Source organism: Streptomyces sp. P6-2-1 (genome assembly GCF_050613165.1).
Classification (GTDB): Bacteria; Actinomycetota; Actinomycetes; order Streptomycetales; family Streptomycetaceae; genus Streptomyces.
This window is the reverse complement of the sequence record NZ_CP192513.1, coordinates 335431-351662: the sequence shown is the minus strand read 5'-3', so window position 1 is coordinate 351662 and position 16232 is coordinate 335431. Positions and strand designations below refer to the sequence as shown.

At 75.8% G+C, this 16232-nt stretch carries 16 protein-coding genes; 7 read left to right on the top strand and 9 right to left on the bottom strand.

Going from position 1 to position 16232, the window contains the following annotated elements; all coding sequences use genetic code 11:
- Nucleotides 1–78 precede the first annotated feature (78 nt).
- The 5 genes from ACQYWQ_RS01475 to ACQYWQ_RS01455 all read left to right on the top strand — a co-directional run bounded on the left by ACQYWQ_RS01475 (nucleotide 79) and on the right by ACQYWQ_RS01455 (nucleotide 6805).
- Nucleotides 79–2274 carry a prolyl oligopeptidase family serine peptidase gene (locus ACQYWQ_RS01475; protein ID WP_431032023.1) on the top strand — a complete coding sequence of 732 codons (2196 nt, stop codon included), beginning with the start codon at nucleotides 79–81 and terminating at the stop codon, nucleotides 2272–2274.
- A complete protein-coding gene (locus ACQYWQ_RS01470) occupies nucleotides 2271–3299 on the top strand; it encodes an ABC transporter permease (protein ID WP_431032022.1) in 1029 nt (342 codons plus the stop codon). The genes ACQYWQ_RS01475 and ACQYWQ_RS01470 overlap by 4 nt, the downstream gene beginning before the upstream one ends.
- On the top strand, nucleotides 3296–4165 hold the full coding sequence (locus ACQYWQ_RS01465; RefSeq protein ID WP_431032021.1) for an ABC transporter permease: 870 nt from the start codon (nucleotides 3296–3298) through the stop codon (nucleotides 4163–4165). The genes ACQYWQ_RS01470 and ACQYWQ_RS01465 overlap by 4 nt, the downstream gene beginning before the upstream one ends.
- The gene (locus ACQYWQ_RS01460; protein WP_431032020.1) at nucleotides 4162–6069 is read left to right on the top strand and encodes a dipeptide ABC transporter ATP-binding protein; all 1908 of its coding nucleotides are present in this window, start codon (nucleotides 4162–4164) and stop codon (nucleotides 6067–6069) included. The genes ACQYWQ_RS01465 and ACQYWQ_RS01460 overlap by 4 nt, the downstream gene beginning before the upstream one ends.
- Nucleotides 6070–6187: 118 nt before the next feature.
- Complete coding sequence (locus ACQYWQ_RS01455; protein ID WP_431032019.1) at nucleotides 6188–6805, top strand: helix-turn-helix domain-containing protein; 618 nt, start codon at nucleotides 6188–6190, stop codon at nucleotides 6803–6805.
- Between the two features lie 18 nt (nucleotides 6806–6823).
- Here ACQYWQ_RS01455 and ACQYWQ_RS01450 read toward each other — a convergent pair whose 3' ends face one another.
- The 4 genes from ACQYWQ_RS01450 to paaE all read right to left on the bottom strand — a co-directional run bounded on the left by ACQYWQ_RS01450 (nucleotide 6824) and on the right by paaE (nucleotide 10215).
- A complete protein-coding gene (locus ACQYWQ_RS01450) occupies nucleotides 6824–7948 on the bottom strand; it encodes an LLM class flavin-dependent oxidoreductase (protein ID WP_431032018.1) in 1125 nt (374 codons plus the stop codon).
- A 148-nt stretch (nucleotides 7949–8096) separates the two neighbouring features.
- A complete protein-coding gene (locus tag ACQYWQ_RS01445) occupies nucleotides 8097–8192 on the bottom strand; it encodes a putative leader peptide (protein WP_431032017.1) in 96 nt (31 codons plus the stop codon).
- 83 nt (nucleotides 8193–8275) lie between these two features.
- On the bottom strand, nucleotides 8276–8995 hold the full coding sequence (locus tag ACQYWQ_RS01440) for an alpha/beta fold hydrolase (RefSeq protein WP_431032016.1): 720 nt from the start codon (nucleotides 8993–8995) through the stop codon (nucleotides 8276–8278).
- A 110-nt stretch (nucleotides 8996–9105) separates the two neighbouring features.
- A complete protein-coding gene (gene paaE, locus ACQYWQ_RS01435; RefSeq protein ID WP_431032015.1) occupies nucleotides 9106–10215 on the bottom strand; it encodes a 1,2-phenylacetyl-CoA epoxidase subunit PaaE in 1110 nt (369 codons plus the stop codon).
- A 180-nt stretch (nucleotides 10216–10395) separates the two neighbouring features.
- Between paaE and ACQYWQ_RS01430 the strand changes: the two genes are divergently transcribed.
- A complete protein-coding gene (locus ACQYWQ_RS01430) occupies nucleotides 10396–10635 on the top strand; it encodes a DUF6480 family protein (RefSeq protein WP_431032014.1) in 240 nt (79 codons plus the stop codon).
- Nucleotides 10636–10728: 93 nt separating this feature from the next.
- On the opposite strand, the gene ACQYWQ_RS01425 is transcribed toward ACQYWQ_RS01430, so the two are convergent.
- A complete protein-coding gene (locus ACQYWQ_RS01425; protein ID WP_431032013.1) occupies nucleotides 10729–11049 on the bottom strand; it encodes an SCO4225 family membrane protein in 321 nt (106 codons plus the stop codon).
- Nucleotides 11050–11253: 204 nt separating this feature from the next.
- Here ACQYWQ_RS01425 and ACQYWQ_RS01420 point away from each other — a divergent pair, with 204 nt between their 5' ends.
- Complete coding sequence (locus ACQYWQ_RS01420) at nucleotides 11254–12105, top strand: SMP-30/gluconolactonase/LRE family protein (protein WP_431032012.1); 852 nt, start codon at nucleotides 11254–11256, stop codon at nucleotides 12103–12105.
- A 41-nt stretch (nucleotides 12106–12146) separates the two neighbouring features.
- On the opposite strand, the gene ACQYWQ_RS01415 is transcribed toward ACQYWQ_RS01420, so the two are convergent.
- From ACQYWQ_RS01415 to ACQYWQ_RS01400, 4 genes are all read right to left on the bottom strand, one after another.
- The gene (locus ACQYWQ_RS01415; protein ID WP_431032011.1) at nucleotides 12147–12998 is read right to left on the bottom strand and encodes a fumarylacetoacetate hydrolase family protein; all 852 of its coding nucleotides are present in this window, start codon (nucleotides 12996–12998) and stop codon (nucleotides 12147–12149) included.
- 89 nt (nucleotides 12999–13087) lie between these two features.
- Nucleotides 13088–14122: a hydroxyacid dehydrogenase gene (locus ACQYWQ_RS01410; RefSeq protein ID WP_431032010.1), complete on the bottom strand. Its 1035-nt coding sequence runs from the start codon at nucleotides 14120–14122 to the stop codon at nucleotides 13088–13090.
- Complete coding sequence (locus ACQYWQ_RS01405; protein ID WP_431032009.1) at nucleotides 14106–15179, bottom strand: dihydrodipicolinate synthase family protein; 1074 nt, start codon at nucleotides 15177–15179, stop codon at nucleotides 14106–14108. Before ACQYWQ_RS01405 ends, ACQYWQ_RS01410 begins: the two co-directional genes overlap by 17 nt.
- A 6-nt stretch (nucleotides 15180–15185) precedes the next feature.
- Nucleotides 15186–16223, bottom strand: a complete 1038-nt coding sequence (locus tag ACQYWQ_RS01400; RefSeq protein WP_431032008.1) for an NAD-dependent epimerase/dehydratase family protein — start codon at nucleotides 16221–16223, stop codon at nucleotides 15186–15188.
- Nucleotides 16224–16232: the final 9 nt, after the last annotated feature.

Sequence of the window (16232 nt, the reverse complement as noted above, 5' to 3'; positions counted from 1 at the left end):
CCGACCCGTACCGACCGCCGACCCCTACCGACCCGCCGCCCCGTACCGCAGCCCGACTCCTCGACCGAACGGAAGCCCATGCCCGCCCCCGCACCCGCCGCCACCGGCCCCCAGCGACCCGCGCACCGCCTCGTGCGCCGGGTCCGCGCGGCCATGTCGCGGCTCGTGCAGCCGGGCGAGGCACGGCTGCGCCAGGACGGCAGGGCCGTCGCCGTCTCCGCCTTCCACCCCGAGGGCGCCCGCGTCCACGTACTCCCCGCCGACGCGGAGCCGAGGCGCCGCACCCGCGCCGACGACGGCGTCCCCGGGCACACACCGCGCTGGATACCCGGCACCCGGGACCTGCTCCACCTCGCCGAACCGGCGGAAGGCGGCCCCGCGGAGATCCGCCTGCGCGCCGAGGACGGCACGAGCCGCGTCCTCGCGCGCGTCCCCGGCGAGGCCGAGGACCTCCTCGTCTCCGACGACGGCACCGAGGCGCTCCTCCTCGTCGCCCCGGACGGCGCCGAGCGCGACGGCATGCACCTCGGCCTCCCCGTACGCCTGGCCCACGAACCGGACCCCGAGCGGCACACACCCGACGCCGGGCACCGCACGCTGTACCGCGTCGACCTCGCCACCGGCGAGCCGCGCCCGGTCGGCCCCGCGGGACTGACGGTGTGGAACGTCGCCTGGCGCGGCGGCGACCTCGCCCTCGCGACCGTCTCGGACGACCCGCTGCCCGCCGGCTACTACCACGCCCGCTGCGCGGCGCTCGACCTCGCGACCGGCACCGCGCGCACCCTCCACACCCCCGTGGGCCAGCTCGCCGCGCCCGCGCTCAGCCCCGACCGCCGCCGCGCCGTCGTGGCCGAAGGCATCTCGATCGTCGCCGGCCGGCCGGTGCTCCTGGACCTCGACGACCTCGAAGCCAGTACGGGCACGACGCTCCCCGGCATCGAGGACGCCACCTGGTTCGACCTCGCCGACGACGGCACCCTGCGCTTCGCGGGCCTCGCCGGGACCGGTGCCCGCACAGGGACCCGCACGCCCGACGGCACCGTCACCGTCCACCGCGCCGAGGAGGCAGGGCTCACCGGGCCCGCCTACCAGCCCTTCCTCTCGTACAGCGCCGACGGCAGCGTCGTCGCCGCCGTGCGCGAGGCCCCCGGCGCGCCTCCCGAGGCCGTCGTCGCCCCCACCACGGGCCCGGACGCCTGGCGGTGGCGCCCCCTCACCCGCCTCAACCCGGCGGACGCGCAGGACGCGGCGCTCGCCGGGGTGCGCACCAGGCCGCACGAGTGGACAGCGCCCGACGGCAGGACGATCCACGGCCTCCTCCTCGACACCCCAGGCGAGGACGACCCCCGGCCCCTCGCCGTCCTCCTCCACGGCGGCCCCTCCTGGCAGTGGACGAGCGGTTACGCGCCGGGCGACGTCCTCGGCCTCGGCCCCGCGCTCGCGGCCGCCGGACACCTCGTCCTGCTCCCCAACCCGCGTGGCAGCAGCGGCTACGGACTCGACCACGCACGCGCCGTCGTCGGCGACACCGGCGGCGCCGACCTCGACGACGTACTCTCCGGCGTCCGCGACCTGCACGCGCGCGGCCTCGCCGACCCCGGCGCGACCGCCGTGCTCGGCCACAGCTACGGCGGCTACCTCGCCGCTCTCGCCGCCGCGCGCAGCGACCTCTTCACGAGCGCCGTCGTCGTCTCCGCGCCCACCGACTGGTACAGCTTCCGGCACAGCAGCGTCATCGGCGGCGGCTACGACGACACGTACCGCCTCGGCCCCGGCCCCGCCGCGCTCCACGAGGCCTCCGCCGTCGCCGCGCACGGCGGGCCGGGCACACCGACCCTCCTCGTGCACGGACTCGCCGACCGCGTCACCCCGGTCGGCCAGGCCCACGAGCTGTACCGGGTCCTCAGGACCGCGGGGAACGCGCCCGCCGAACTCCTCGTCTACCCGTACGAGGGCCACGAGTTCACCGACCCGGAGCGACTGCTCGACGCCGCTGGGCGCGTCGAGGAGTGGCTCGCCAGGTACTCCGCGCGCGGCACCCGTGCCGCCGCCCGCCAGACCGCCGCACCGGGGCGCTCCATCCCCCGTAGCGCCCCGGGCGCGGCACCCGCCGTGCCGGGAGACACACTCCCCCGTACGTCTCCCGGCACGGCACCTTCCCGGCCCCCGGCGGGCCGGCCCCATGACGCCGTGCCGGAGGGTGGCATCCCCCGAACACCCTCCGGCACGGCTTCCCGGACCTCCGGCCAGGCCGCCAGGGAACAGGAACGATGACGACACCCCCCGCGCCGCGCCGCGCCCCCGTCCTGCCCCCGCGCTACGTCGTGCGCAGGGTCGCGGGGACCCTCGTCCTGCTCCTCGTGCTCTCCGTCGCCGTCTTCGCGCTCCTCCAGCTCGCCCCGGGCGACCCCGCGCGCACCCTCCTCGGGCCGCGCGGCGCCACCCCCGAGGCCCTTGAGGCGGTCCGCGCCAAGCACCACCTCGACGACCCCTTCGTCACGCAGTACCTGCACTGGATCGGCGACGCGGTCCGCCTCGACCTCGGCGAATCGCTGCGCACCGGCGAGAGCGTCTCGTCGGCGATCGGCTCCCGCCTCGCCCTCACCGCGCAGCTCGTCGGACTCGGCTTCGCCGTCGCCCTCGTCCTCGGCATCCCCGGCGGCATCGTCTCCGGGCTCCGCGCCCGCCGCGCCACCGACCGCACCCTCCAGGGCCTCGGCGTCATCGCGCTCTCCACCCCGGCCTTCGCGGGCTCGCTCGTGCTCATCTACGTCTTCGCGCTCCTGCTCGGCTGGTTCCCCGCCTACGGGCCGGGGGACGGCGGCTCCGGCGACCGGCTCCGGCACCTCGTCCTGCCCGCGCTCGCCCTCGGGCTCGCCGTGACCGCCGTACTCCTCAAGCTCACGCGCACCGCCGTCGTCGCCGAACTCGGCCGCGACCACGTCGTCTTCGCGCGCGCCAGGGGAGTGCCGCGCACGACGCTCCTGCGGTACGTGCTGCGCGGCACCGTCGTACCCGTCGTCACCTCGGCGGCGCTCGTCCTCGCCTATGTGCTCGCGGGCACCGTGATGGTCGAGGAGGTCTTCGCCCTCCCCGGCCTCGGCCAGCTCCTCGTCTCCTCCATCACCTTCCGCGACCTGCCGCTCGTCCAGGCCGAAGCGCTCCTCGTCGCCGGGACCGTCTGCCTCGTCACGCTCCTGACCGACCTCCTGCTCCCCTTCCTGGACGCGCGCCTGCGCCCGCCCGCCGCCCCCGCCCGCCGCCGCACCGCCCCCCTCGGGAACGAGGCCGCCGCATGACCACCACCACACCGCCGCCCGCCGCCCCCGCCCGGGACCCGGAGAAGGCCCGGCGTTCCGGGCCGCGCCCCTTCGGCGTCCTCCTCGGCGTCGTGCTCGCCCTCCTCGTCGCCATGACGGCGCTCGGTCAGTGGGTCCTGCCGCACTGGGACGAGCAGGACCTCGTCACCGGGGTCGCGATGCCGAGTGGCCGGCACTGGCTCGGCACCGACGAACTCGGCCGCGACATCCTCCAGATGTGCGTCGCCGGAGCCCGCTCCACGCTCGTCGGCGCGGCGCTCGTCGCGCTCGGCTCGATGGCCATCGGCAACGTCCTGGGGCTGCTCGGCGGCTACCTCGGCGGCTGGACGGACGCCCTCGTGCGCCGCTGGGCCGACCTGCTCCTGGCCCTGCCCGCGCTCCTCGTCACGCTCGTCGTCGCGGGCATCGGCGGTGGCGGGTACGCCCTCGCGGTGTGCGTCCTCGTCGTCCTCACCTCGCCCGGCGACATCCGCCTCGTGCGCTCCGCCGTGCTCGGCCAGCGCCACCTGGCCTACGTCGAGGCCGCCGAATCGCTCGGCCTGTCCCGCACCACCGTGATGGTCAGGCACATCTGGCCCAACGTGCTGCCCGTCGTCGTCGCCAACACGCTCCTCGACTTCGCGGGCGCGATCGTCTCGCTCAGCGCGCTGTCCTTCCTCGGCCTCGGCGTCCCGCCGGGCGCCCCCGACTGGGGCCGCATGCTCGCCGAGAACCGCACCCTGCTCTACGACAACCCCTCGGCCGCGCTCGCCCCGGCCGTCCTCGTCGTGCTCGCCGTCCTCGTCCTCAACCTCCTCGGCGACCGGCTGCTCGAATCCTTCACCGACCGAGGCAGGTCCGCATGACCACCGCCGCCACGCCCCTGCTCCACGTCGCGGACCTCGGCGTCGCCGCCGCCCGCGCGCACGGCGAACCCCTCGCCCTCCTCGACTCCGTCGCCCTCGACGTCGCGCGCGGCGAGGCCGTCGCCGTCGTCGGCGAGTCCGGCAGCGGCAAGTCCCTCGCGAGCCGCGCCGTCACCGGGCTCCTCCCCGAAGGCGTCACGGTCACCGGCGGTACCGTCGCGCTCGACGGCGAGGACGTCCTCGGCCTCGGCCCGCGCGCCCGCCACGCCCTGCGCGGCCGCCGCCTCACGCTGCTCCTCCAGGACCCCTTCACGATGCTGCACCCGCAGCTCACCTGCGGCCGCCAGATCGCCGACGGACTGCGCGCGCACACCGGGCGCGGCCGCGCGGCGCGCGCGGCCCGTCGCGCCGAGGTCGCCCGCCGCCTCGCCGAAGTCGGTCTCGACGCGACGCTCGCTGACCGCTACCCGCACGAACTCTCCGGCGGCATGCGCCAGCGCGTCGCGATCGCCGCCGCGCTCGCCGGTGACCCCGACCTGCTCATCGCCGACGAGCCGACGACCGCGCTCGACGCGGCCAGCCAGCGCGCCGTGCTCGACCTGCTCGGCCGCCTCGGCAAGGACCGGGGCATGGGCCTCGTCCTCATCACGCACGACCTGCGCGTCGCCTTCGAGGTCTGCGACCGCGTCTACGTCTTCTACGCGGGCACGGTGCTCGAACACGGCCGCCCCGCCGACCTGCGCACCCGCCCGCGACACCCCTACACGGCGGCCCTCCTCGCCGCCGAGCCCTCCGTCCGCGCCCGCAGGGAACCCCTGCCCGCACTCCCCGGCTTCGTCCCCGCCCCGGGACACCGCACCCCCGGCTGCCCCTTCGCACCGCGCTGCGCCCACGCGACCGACACGTGCCGCGCCGCGCTGGTCCGGCTCGCCCCGGTACCGGACGCGGGGGAGGGGCGGCTGAGCGCGTGCGTACGGATCGGTGAGCTGGTGCGGGAAGGCGACGTGACCCCGGTACGGGAGGGCGTGGCCGCCTCCGTACGGGACGAGCCGGCCCCCGCCCGGCCCGCGGCCGCCGACGCGGTCCTCGCCGTCGACGCCGTCGCCCGGACCTTCCCCGGGGCCGGACGGCCCGCCGTCGACAAGGTCTCGCTCGCCGTCGCGCCGGGCGAAGTGCTCGCGCTCGTCGGCGAGTCCGGGTCCGGCAAGACGACCCTCGCACGGATCGCGCTCGGCCTGGAGAGCGCGGACGCGGGCGGTGTCCGCGTCGGCGACGTGACGCTCAGGCCCGGCGCCAAGCCGGGGGCCGCGACCCGGCGGGCGCTCGCCGCCCAGGCGCAGATCGTCTTCCAGGACCCGTACGCCTCGCTGAACCCGCTCTGCACCCTCGGCGCGACGCTCGCCGAGGCGCTCGCCTCGCCCGCCGCGCGCGGCGGGGGCCCGGCGGACAAGGCCGCCCGCACGGCCGAGGTCGAGCGGTTGCTCGCGCAGGTGGGACTGCCCGCCGCGTACGCGAAGCGCAGGCCCGCCGCGCTCTCCGGCGGCGAGCGGCAGCGCGTCGCCATCGCCCGCGCGCTCGCGACCAGGCCCAGGCTCCTCGTGTGCGACGAGGCCGTGGCCGCGCTCGACGTCTCCGTGCAGGCCCAGCTCCTCAACCTCCTGCGCGCACTCCAGCGCGCCGAGGGCTTCGCGATCCTCTTCATCACGCACGACCTCGGCGTGGTACGGCAGATCGCCGACCGGGTCGCCGTCATGTACCGGGGCGGGCTCGTCGAGGTGGGCGACACCGCGCGCGTGCTCGGCGCGCCCGCGCACGCGTGGACGCGCAGGATGCTCGCTGCGCTGCCCGACGAGGACGCGGAGCCCGCGCGGAAACGGGCCCGGACGGAGGAAGCCGCAGACTGACGGCCCGCCACGCGCCCGATAGAGTGAGGCGGCCCCGCCCATGAGCCCCGCCCATGAGCCCCGTCCACGGGCCCCGCCCATGACCCCGCCCACGAGCCCTGTCCACGAGGAGGAGACGGTGAGCGGACCCACGGCCGCTTCGACCCCCGGGCCGCCGCGCGCCCGGAGCGCCCCGGAGGCCCCTGGCACCGTCGCCGGGGTGCGGTCCGCGCTCGCCGGGAACCTCGGCAGGCTCCGCCTGGCCCGGGGCCTGAGCCTGCGCGAGCTGTCCGCGACGACGGGCGTCAGCAAGGCGCTCCTCTCGCAGATCGAGCGCGCCGAGGCCAACCCGACCGTCGAGGTGCTCGTCCGGATCGCCGAAGCACTCGACACGAGCAGTGCCGAACTCCTGCGCCGTCCGCTGCCCCGCCCCGAGATCGTCCGCGCCGCCGAACTCGCCGTGCCCGACGGCGAGATCTCCGTGCACCTGCTCTTCTCCAGCCACGAGCACGGCAGGACCGAGCTGTACCGCACGGTCCTGCCGCCCCGCAGCCGCAGCCAGGCCAGCACGCACGGCACGGGGTCCGTCGAGTACGTGATGGTGGTCTCCGGGCACCTCACACTCGTCGCCGACGAGACCCCCTACCCCCTCGCCCCCGGCGACGCCGCCCGCTTCTCGGGCGCCGTCGAGCACTACTACACGACGGGCACCGGGGGCGCGGTGACCCACTCGATGCTGGGGTACCCGCGCGCCTGACGCGGGCGCGGACACCGCCTAGGAGCGCGCGAGCGCGCGCCGCCCGACCGGGGAGTGCCAGAGCCCCTCGCGCTCCAGGAGCGGCAGGACTCCCTCGCCGAACCAGTACGCCTCCTCCAGGTGCGGGTACCCGGACAGGACGAACTCGTCGATGCCCACCGCGTGGTACTCCTCGACGAGCCGCGCCACCTCCTCGTGCGAACCGACCATCGCGGTGCCCGCGCCGCCCCGGACGAGCCCGACGCCCGCCCACAGGTTCGGGTGGATCTCCAGCGCGTCCCGCCGCCCGCCGTGCAGCGCGAGCATCCGCCGCTGCCCCTCCGACTCGCTGCGCCCCAGGCCCCGCTGGACGTCGTCGACGAGCTTCTGGTCGATCCCGTCGAGCAGCCGAGCCGCCTCCGCCCACGCGTCCGCCGAGCGGTCCCGCGTGATCGTGTGCAACCGGATGCCGAAGCGCACCGCGCGCCCCTCCCGGGCCGCCAGCTCCCGTACCGCGCCGATCTTCTCCGCGACGGCGGCAGGCGGCTCGCCCCACGTCAGGTACACGTCCGCGTGCCGCGCGGCGACGCGCAGCGCGGCGGGCGAGGAGCCGCCGAAGTACACGGGGGGTACGGGGTCGGGCAGCCGCCCGAGGCGCGCGCCCTCGACCGTGAGGTGCTCCCCGGCGTGGTCCACGGTCTCGCCGCGCCACAACTTCCTGACGACGTGCAGGAATTCGTCCGTACGCGCATAGCGTCCGTCCTTGTCGAGGAAGTCCCCGAAGGCGCGCTGCTCCGCGCTCTCGCCGCCGGTCACGACGTTGAGCAGCAGCCGCCCGCCCGATTGCCACTGGTAGGAGGCGGCCATCTGCGCGGCGAGCGTCGGCGAGAGCGCCCCCGGCCGGAAGGCGACGAGGAACTTGAAGCGCTCGGTGTGCCGGCTGATCATCGCCGTCGTCAGCCAGGCGTCCTCGCACCACGTACCCGTGGGCGTCAACGCACCTTCGAAACCGAGCTGTTCGGCGGAGCGCGCGATGAGGGTGAGGTACTCGACGGACGGCGGGCGGTCGCCGCCGCTCGCGGTCACGGGGGTGCCGTGGCCGCCGCCGACGACCTCGCGGCTGTCGCCGTTGGTGGGCAGGAACCAGTGGAAGGTCAGGGGCACGGGGGAAGCTCCGTTCGGCACGGGGACCCGCCGGGGCGTACGGGCGCGGGGTGCGGCCCGGCGGCGGGCAGGGGGTACGGCCCCGGCGCGCGGGGGCGCGGCGCGGCGGCGTACGGGAGGAGGGGAGGCGGACGGGGCGGAGCGCCGCTCAGCGCGTACAGCCCGTGGTGGAGCGACACGCCGCGCTCGACACCCGGGCGAGGTCCACGTGGCGACGCCGCGTCAGAACCGTGCGCTGATCCATGCACCGATCCAAACGGCGCCCGCGGGGAGTGTCAAGAGGGCCCCGGCGCCCGAGCGACGTGGAGCGCCCGCCCCGCCCGCCGCTCAGCCGGCCTTCGCCGTGCGCCCCGCGCCCACCGCGACAGGCTCCTGCGCCGTGAATCCCTCCGCGACCTCCGGTGGCAGCGGCCCCGCGTCCAGGAGGCCGGTCACCGCGCCGACCGCGAGCCTGCGCCACATCCCCGCGTACCGCAGCATCGTGTGCTCGCCGCCGGTCAGCCGCACGCCCGAGGCCAGGGCCCCGGCCTCGCGGGCCCGCGCGAGCAGCCGCCAGGAGGCGTCGGGCGCGGTGACGCGGTCCTGGTCGCCGTGGAGGATGACGAGTTCACGGCCCGCGAGCTGGGCGACGGGCTCGTCATCGGGGCACCACGGGGCGAGTGCCACGACGCCGCGCACGGTGGGGTGCCCGGCGGCGCGCAGGGCCGCGCGGCCGCCCATCGAGTGCCCGAGCAGCACGACGGGACGGTCCCCGTCACGCGCGGCGAGGGCGTCGAGTGCGAGCAGGGTGTCCTGGAGCGGGTCGGCGGCGCTGCCGTTCCAGCCCCGGTAGCGGTAGCGCACGGGGACGACCTCGGCGCTACGGCGCGGCAGCGCGCGGCGCAGCGCCGTCGCGAAGGGCCGCATGCGCAGCGCGGCCGGTTGCCAGGGCCGCGCGGGCTCCCTGCCCTCGGGCCTGCCCCCGTGCAGCACCACCACGGTGCACCGCCCGTTCCCCGTCGTACGCCCGCGCGCCTTCCCGCCGCGGGTCGCTGTCTCGTCCGCCACTTCGTCCCCTTCCGTCCCGCCCGGGACCCTACCGGGATGATCCGTGGCCAAAGGTCCGCTGGACGGCTCGGGGATGTCGGGGCCGCCCGCTCGGGCGCCGGGTCCCTGGCTCAGCTGTCGAAGTCGACCGTCAGCTTCTCGGAGACGGGGAAGGTCTGGCAGGTCAGCACGTATCCGGCGGAGACCTCGTTCTCCTCCAGGGCGAAGTTGCGGCGCATGTCCGCCTCGCCCTCCGTGACGAGCGCGCGGCACGTGCCGCAGACGCCGCCCTTGCAGGCGAAGGGCAGGTCCGAGCGGGTGGCCTGGGCGCCGTCGAGCAGGGTGCGGTCGCGCGGCAGCGGGTCGGTCGTGGAGCGGCCGTCGAGGACGATGGTGACCTCGCTCGCCGGGCCGTCCGTGCTGGCGGCGCGGTCGGGGCGTACGGCAGGGGTGACCGGCTCGCCGTCGGCGAAGAACAGCTCCTGATGGACGCGGGTGGCCGGGACGCCGAGCCCTTCGAGGACGTCACGGGCGTCGGTGACCATGCCATGCGGGCCGCACAGCCACCAGTGGTCCGCGGCCTCGACGTCCACGAGAGCGCCGACGAGGGCTGCCAGGCGCTCCGCGTCGAGCCGGCCGCTGAGCAGCTCGGCCTCGCGCGGCTCGCGCGAGAGCACGTGCGCCAGCTCGAAGCGGGTCGGGTAGCGGTCCTTGAGGTCGGCCAGCTCGTCGGCGAACATCACGGTGCCCGAGCGCCGGTTCCCGTAGAAGAGCGTGACGCGCGAGTCCTCGTCGGCGCCGAGCACGGAGGCGGCGATGGAGAGCATCGGCGTGATCCCCGACCCGGCGGCGATGAGCACGTGGTGCCCCGGCGTCGCGAGGTCGGGCGTGAAGGCGCCGGTGGGGGACATGACCTCGACCTCGTCGCCCTCCCGCACCTCGTGCACCAGCCAGGACGAGAAGAGGCCGCCGGGGACCTCGCGGACGCCGATGCGGGGCGCCGTCCCCGCGGGGGAGCAGATCGAGTACGAGCGCCGCTCGTCGCCGCTTTCGACCTCGCGGCGCAGAGTCAGCGACTGGCCCGGGCGGTGCGCGTACTGCTCGGCCAGCTCCTCGGGGATGTCGAAGCCGACCGCGACGGCGTCCTCGCACAGCCGCTCCACCTCGGCGACGCGGAGTGTGTGGAAGCTGGGGCGGCGCCGTGCGGACGGGCGCGCGCCCTCTACGGGGGTCGCGGTCATGTCGTACTCCTCAACATCTACCGACCGTTCGTTCGGGAGTAGATTTCCAAAGATTCCCGTGGGGTGCAAGCCCCGGCTCATGCGGTACGCGCCACTCGGGCCAGGTGCGGCCGGTGTGCCGCGAACGAGAAAACGCACAAAACGGGCTTATGGGGCACTCGGGGCGGGCATCCCGCAGGCATGAGTACTTACGCGACTCCTGTGTCCAACACCGACGCCGACCCGAGCTTCACGACGGGCCTCGAACCGGGCGGCGGCGTCCCCCTGGGCGAGACCCCGCCCGCCGAGAGCAGCACGTCGGAGCCGGGCCCCTGGAAGGACCCGGCGCGCGGCTGGACGGCCGCCCCGCTCATCGCCGTCGGCGTCCTCGTGCTGTTCTTCGCCGCGTTCTTCCTGGCGTACGCGGTACTGATCGCGTGAAGCGCCGTCCCGGGAAAGACCGCCGAAATCACCCCAACGGGTGGTTTGAACGGGCGCGGGCAACGGGTTCGCGCGGACGGGGCGGCGCTCGGTTCAGGCCGGACGCGACTGCGAGCGGTGGCCGCCGCCGAACCGCTCGGCCGCCACCCCCAGAACCAGCGCGTTCACGAGCGCCCCCACGACAGGGCCCGCCCAGAAGAGCGGCGCGGGCAGCGCGGCGAACATCATCGACACGGGAGCGGTCGAGAAGAAGATCCACACGCCCGCCATGCTCGCGTCGGCGTGCGCGACGAGGTAGTGGTCGGCGAGCACCCAGCAGACGACGGCCGCCACGAGTGCGAGGTAGCCGAGCGGCAGCGGGCGCAGGAGCAGACGGCGGGCAGTCGCGGCGAGCGCGCGCGGGGACAGGGGCATGGCCGGGGGCCTTTCGGTGGCCGGGACGTCCGTACGCGGACGAGCTGACCCCTCCAGGCTCGCGTGCCGCGCCGCCGCACGCCTCCGTGGTGGTACTCAGGTCCGGCCTGGGTACCCGCGCCCGACGGCCTGGGTGATCATGGGTATCGTCCGCTTCGGACGGTCCCGCGGGCGGGCCGCACGGACGCGAAGGAGGGGGTACGGGTGCGCGCGCAGCGGTGGAGCGAGGTGGTGACCCATCACGGCGAGGGCCCGGGGTGGGACCCCGCGGCCGGCAGACTGCGGATCGTCGACCTGACCCGCGGCGACCTGCTCACCTTCGACGCCGACGCGCGGCCCGAGCGGCTGCACATCGGCGACGTGCTCGCCGCGTGGCGCCCCCGCGCGGGCGGCGGGATCGTCGCGGCCGTCGAACGCGGCTTCACGTGCGTGGACGCGGACGGGACGGTGCGGCAGGGGCCCGAGCTGTGGAGCGACCCGACGGTCCGCATGAACGACGGGGGCTGCGACGCGGCGGGCAATTTCTACTGCGGCTCGATGGCCTACGACGGCAGGCGCGGCGCGGGCAGTGTGCACCGCCTCGCCCCCGACGGCACCACGCGCGTCGTGCACCGGGGCGCCACGATCTCCAACGGCCTGGTCTGGGCCCCCGACGGCAGCGAGGCCCACTACGCCGACACCGGCACGGGCACGGTCTTCCGCCTCCACCCCGACCCGGTCACCGGCGACTTCGGCACGCTGGAGCCGTGGGTGCGGATCGACCCGGCCGACGGCGGCCCCGACGGGATCACGCGGGACGCGGAGGGCGGCATCTGGATCGCCCTGTGGGGCGGGCACGCGGTCCGCCGCTACAGCCCCGAAGGAACGCTCGACGCCGTCGTCGAGGTCGGTGCCCGCCAGGTCAGCGCCTGCGCCTTCGGCGGCCCCGGCCTCGACGCGCTGTACGTCACCACCTCGCGCCAGGACCTCGCCCCGCACGAGGACCCCGAAGCGGGCGCGGTCTTCCGCGTCGAGCCCGGCGTGCGCGGACTGCCCCCGCTCCCGTACGCGGGCTGAGCGGCGCACGGGCCGCGGCCCGAGCGCCGCCCGCCCCCGCGCTACGCCTGGACCAGCCGGTTCCTGTGCCGCCCGAGCCCCTCGGCCTCCAGCTCCATCACGTCCCCCGCGCGCAGGTAGGGGAAGCGCCCCGAGAGCGCCACGCCCTCCGGCGTACCGGTGTTGACGAGGTCGCCCGGCTCCAAAACGAGGTACTGCGACAGGTGCCGCAGGATCTCGGCGACCGAGAAGATCATGTCGGCGCTCGACGAGTCCTGCCGCACCTCGCCGTTGACCCACGAACGCAGCCGCACGGCCTGTGGAGCGGGCAGCTCGTCGGCCGTCAGGACCCAGGGCCCGAGCGGGTTGAAGGTCTCGGAACTCTTGCCCTTCGACCACTGCCCGCCCGGCGCCTCCAACTGCACGGTGCGCTCCGACACGTCGTTGGAGAGCACGTACCCGGCGACGTACTCCAGCGGGTCCTCGTCCGGGCCGAGGTAGCGGGCACGCTTCCCGATGACGACCCCGAGTTCCACCTCCCAGTCGGTGCGCTCGCTGCCGCGCGGGATCAGCACGTCGTCCTCGGGCCCGGCGAGCGAGTTCGGGCCCTTGTAGAAGAGGATCGGCTCGCTCGGCGGCTTCGCGCCCGACTCGGCCGCGTGCGCCGCGTAGTTCTGCCCGATGCACAGGACCGCGCCGGGACGCGCGAGCGGCGCCCCGACCCGCTGCCCGGCCACATCGGTACGGGGCAGCTCGCCCGCGGCGTGCGCACGGGCCACGCGCGCGGGGCCGCCGTCGCGGAAGAACTCGGGAGTCAGGTCGTCCGTCAGGCCGCTCAGGTCGTAGTGATGACCGTCCGTGCCGAGCAGGACGGGTCGTTCGGCACCGACGGCGCCGACGCGCTGGAGACGCATGGAAGAAGAACCTCCGAAGGGAACGGGTGGGGAACGGCGGCGGCACGAGTCTGCCGCCTCGGGCGGCACGGGGGAAGACAGCGGCCGGGTCACTCGACCCGTACGAGCGCCTCGGGCCCGACCGCGTGCCGCAGCGGTTCGCCCGCGAGGTACCTGGCGATCTCGTCGACGGTGCTCGTACCGAGCGCGTGCCTGCCCTCGACGGTCGCGGCCGCCTGGTGCGGGGTCAGCAGGACGTTCGGCAGCGCGCGCAGCGGATGGCCCACGGGCAGCGGCTCCGCGTCGTACACGTCGAGCGCCGCGTCGAGCCGCCCCTTCCGCACCTCGGCGAGCAGCGCCGACTCGTCGACGAGCCACGAGCGGGCGGTGTTGACCAGACCGGCGCCGTCCGGGAGCAGCGCGAGTTCGCGCGCGCCGAGCAGGTGGCGCGTCTCGGGCACGGCGGGCGCGTGCAGCGCGAGGACGCGGCTCGTGCGCAGCACCTCGTCGAGCGGCGCGCGCCGCACCCCGAGCCGTTGCGCCTCGCCCGCCTCGATGTACGGGTCGTACACCGTCACCTCGGCGCCGAGCGCCCGTACGAGCGCGATATAGGCCCTGCCCGTGCGCGAGGCGCCGACGACACCGACCGGGCAGCCGCGGATCTCGTGCCGCTCCGGCGCCCGCGAAGCCTCCTCCCAGGCCACCCCGGAGCGCAGCGCGTGGTCGAAGCGGTGCACGCGGTGCAGGAGGCTCAGCGTGAAGGTGAGCGCGACCTCCGCGACGGGCCGCGCCATCGCGGCGCCCGCCTGCGTCACCTTCACACCGCGTGCGAAGACCTCGGGCCCCGCGTACGGGCTCACCGCGCCGCCGGTGTGTGCGAGGAGTCCCACATCGGGCGCGAGCGCGAGGAGCCCGGCGTCGATCCTGGGGGTGCCCCAGGAGGTGACGAGGATGTGCGGGCGGACCGTGCGCAGGGCGCGGGCCAGCTCCGTACGGTCGCTGTGGGCGTCCAGGAGGGCAGGCTCGACGAGGGCACGGAGCCGGTCCAGGGCCGCCGCCGTGAAGAACTGCCGCCGCAGGCCCGGAGGCACGGCGACGAGGGCGCGGGGACGGGCCCCCGCCGCGGGGTCAGCGGAGCCAGTCATCGAGGTGCTCCGCCACGAAAGCGTCGTCCGTCAGCCAGGGGTACGCCTTCACGACCCGCGCGATCTCCTCCGCCTGCCCCGGCGAGAGCCCCTCGTCCACGTCCAGGCACCACGTTCCCGCGAGCAGGCCCTGCCGCCGCAGCACCTCGTGCACCCCGGCGATGCAGCCCCTGAAGTCGTAGCGCACGTCGAAGACGGCCGCGTTGGACTCCGTCACCTGCGGGCCGCGCGCGAGGAGCGCGGTGAGCAGCGCGTGGTCGCCCGCACGGGCGTGCCGCACCTCGTGGAAGAGCCGGACGGCCGCGCGGGTCCACACCGCCCAGTGCCCGAGCAGCCCGCCCGCGAACCACCGCTCGCCCTCCGCCGTGCGGTACGGCGTCAGGAGGTCCTGCACGATCGCGTCGTCGTTGCCGGTGTAGAGCGCGACCTCGCCCGCGCGCCCCGAAGCGGCGACGGCCGCGACGACGTCGGCGGTGCGGTAGCGGTCGAAGGGCGCCGTCTTGATCGCGACGACGGAATCGATCTCGGCGAGCGCGCTCCAGTAGGCCGGGGAGAGGCGCCTGCCGCCCACGGCCTCCTGGAGGTAGAAGCCGATGACGGGCAGCACCTCGCCGACGGCCCGCGTGCGCTCCAGCAGCCCCGCCTCGTCCGCGCCGGGCACGAGCGGGCTCAGCAGCACCGCGTCGTAGCCGAGTTCGCGGGCGAGTTCCGCCTCGGCGACGGCCTGCCGCGTGTAGCCGCAGGCGCCCGCGATCCGCACGAAGGGCGCGGCCGCCTCCTCGGGCGGGCGCAGCCGCGCGGCCTCCTCGCGGACGACCTCCGAGGCGAGTTCGAGCACGGGGCGCAGCAGGCCGACCGAGGGCTCGCGGATCGCGAACTGCGTCGTGTGCACCCCGACGGCGACGCCGCCCGCTCCGGCGGCGAGGTAGTAGCGGGTGAGGGCGCGCTGTCTGCGCTCGTCGAGGTGGCGGTCCGCGTCGAGTGCGAGCGGGTGGGCGGGGACGACCGTGCCGGCGGCGAGCGTGTCGAGCGGCGTGGGGGAGGGCGTTGCGGGCACCGGTGATCAGAACCTTCCGTCGCGGACCTGGAACTTGGTGGGCTTGCCCGAGAGCGGCAGCCCGCGCCGCAGCCACTCGGCCTGCCAGCCCACGAGGGTGCGCAGCGGCACGCCCGGGTAGCCGTACAGCTCGTGGCACAGCGCGGCGTCCGAGAGCAGCGCGGTGCCCGACTCGGTGCCCGCGTACGCGGCCTCGGTGCCGAACTCGGCGGCGAAGAGCGCGGCCAGGCGGCGCACCGACGCGGTCTCGGGACCGGTGAGATTGAGCGTGAAGGGCTCGTTCGCCGCCCGTGTCAGCGCCCGCAGCGCGACCTCGTTCGCGTAGCCCTGCCACACGACGTTGACGTGCCCGGTCGTCACGTCGACGGGCGTGCCCGCACGTACCGCGGTGGCGATGTCGGCGAGGACCCCGTACCGCAGGTCCACGGCGTAGTTGAGCCGGATCAGCGCGAGCCGCAGGCCGTGCTCGCGGGCGTGGTGGGCGAAGACGCGCTCGCGGCCCAGGCACGACATCGCGTACTCGCCGACGGGGCCGACCGGGTCGCTCTCGACGCTGCCCGCCGCCGCGGTGGGGACGAGCGGGTAGACGTTCCCCGTCGAGAAGGCGGCGACGCGCGCGGCGGCGTAGCGGCGCGCGATCCTGTCGGGGAGCGCGGCGTTGACGGCCCAGGCGTGCTCGGGCCGCCCGGCGGAGCCGAACTTCGCGCCGACCATGAAGACGACGTTCCCCGCGTCGGGGAGGTCGGCCGGGTCGCCCGTCATGAGGTCGAAGGCGACGGGCCTGATGTTCTCGGCGGCGAGCGCGTCGGCGGCGGCGCGGTCGCTCCACCGCGAGACGGCGTGCACGGTGACGTCGGCGCGCCCGGCCGCGTCGAGGGCGCGGCGCGCGAGCCTGGCGAGGCTCGGGCCCATCTTGCCGCCCGCGCCGAGCAGGACGAGATCGCCCTCCAGGCCCGCGAGATCGGCGACGAGTCCCCGCGAGGGGGTGGCGAGGAGGTCTTCGAGACCCTGCTCGCCCCCCGGGAAGGTAGGAGTGCTGGACATGGGGGTGGG

Coding starts and splice junctions, on each gene's coding strand:
- ACQYWQ_RS01425 (WP_431032013.1), bottom strand. CDS start 11,049: ATGCCCCTGTCCCCGCGCGCGCTCGCCGCGACTGCCCGCCGTCTGCTC.
- paaE (WP_431032015.1), bottom strand. CDS start 10,215: ATGACCGCGACCCCCGTAGAGGGCGCGCGCCCGTCCGCACGGCGCCGC.
- ACQYWQ_RS01470 (WP_431032022.1), top strand. CDS start 2,271: ATGACGACACCCCCCGCGCCGCGCCGCGCCCCCGTCCTGCCCCCGCGC.
- ACQYWQ_RS01445 (WP_431032017.1), bottom strand. CDS start 8,192: ATGGATCAGCGCACGGTTCTGACGCGGCGTCGCCACGTGGACCTCGCC.
- ACQYWQ_RS01460 (WP_431032020.1), top strand. CDS start 4,162: ATGACCACCGCCGCCACGCCCCTGCTCCACGTCGCGGACCTCGGCGTC.
- ACQYWQ_RS01415 (WP_431032011.1), bottom strand. CDS start 12,998: ATGCGTCTCCAGCGCGTCGGCGCCGTCGGTGCCGAACGACCCGTCCTG.
- ACQYWQ_RS01410 (WP_431032010.1), bottom strand. CDS start 14,122: ATGACTGGCTCCGCTGACCCCGCGGCGGGGGCCCGTCCCCGCGCCCTC.
- ACQYWQ_RS01465 (WP_431032021.1), top strand. CDS start 3,296: ATGACCACCACCACACCGCCGCCCGCCGCCCCCGCCCGGGACCCGGAG.
- ACQYWQ_RS01400 (WP_431032008.1), bottom strand. CDS start 16,223: ATGTCCAGCACTCCTACCTTCCCGGGGGGCGAGCAGGGTCTCGAAGAC.
- ACQYWQ_RS01430 (WP_431032014.1), top strand. CDS start 10,396: ATGAGTACTTACGCGACTCCTGTGTCCAACACCGACGCCGACCCGAGC.
- ACQYWQ_RS01475 (WP_431032023.1), top strand. CDS start 79: ATGCCCGCCCCCGCACCCGCCGCCACCGGCCCCCAGCGACCCGCGCAC.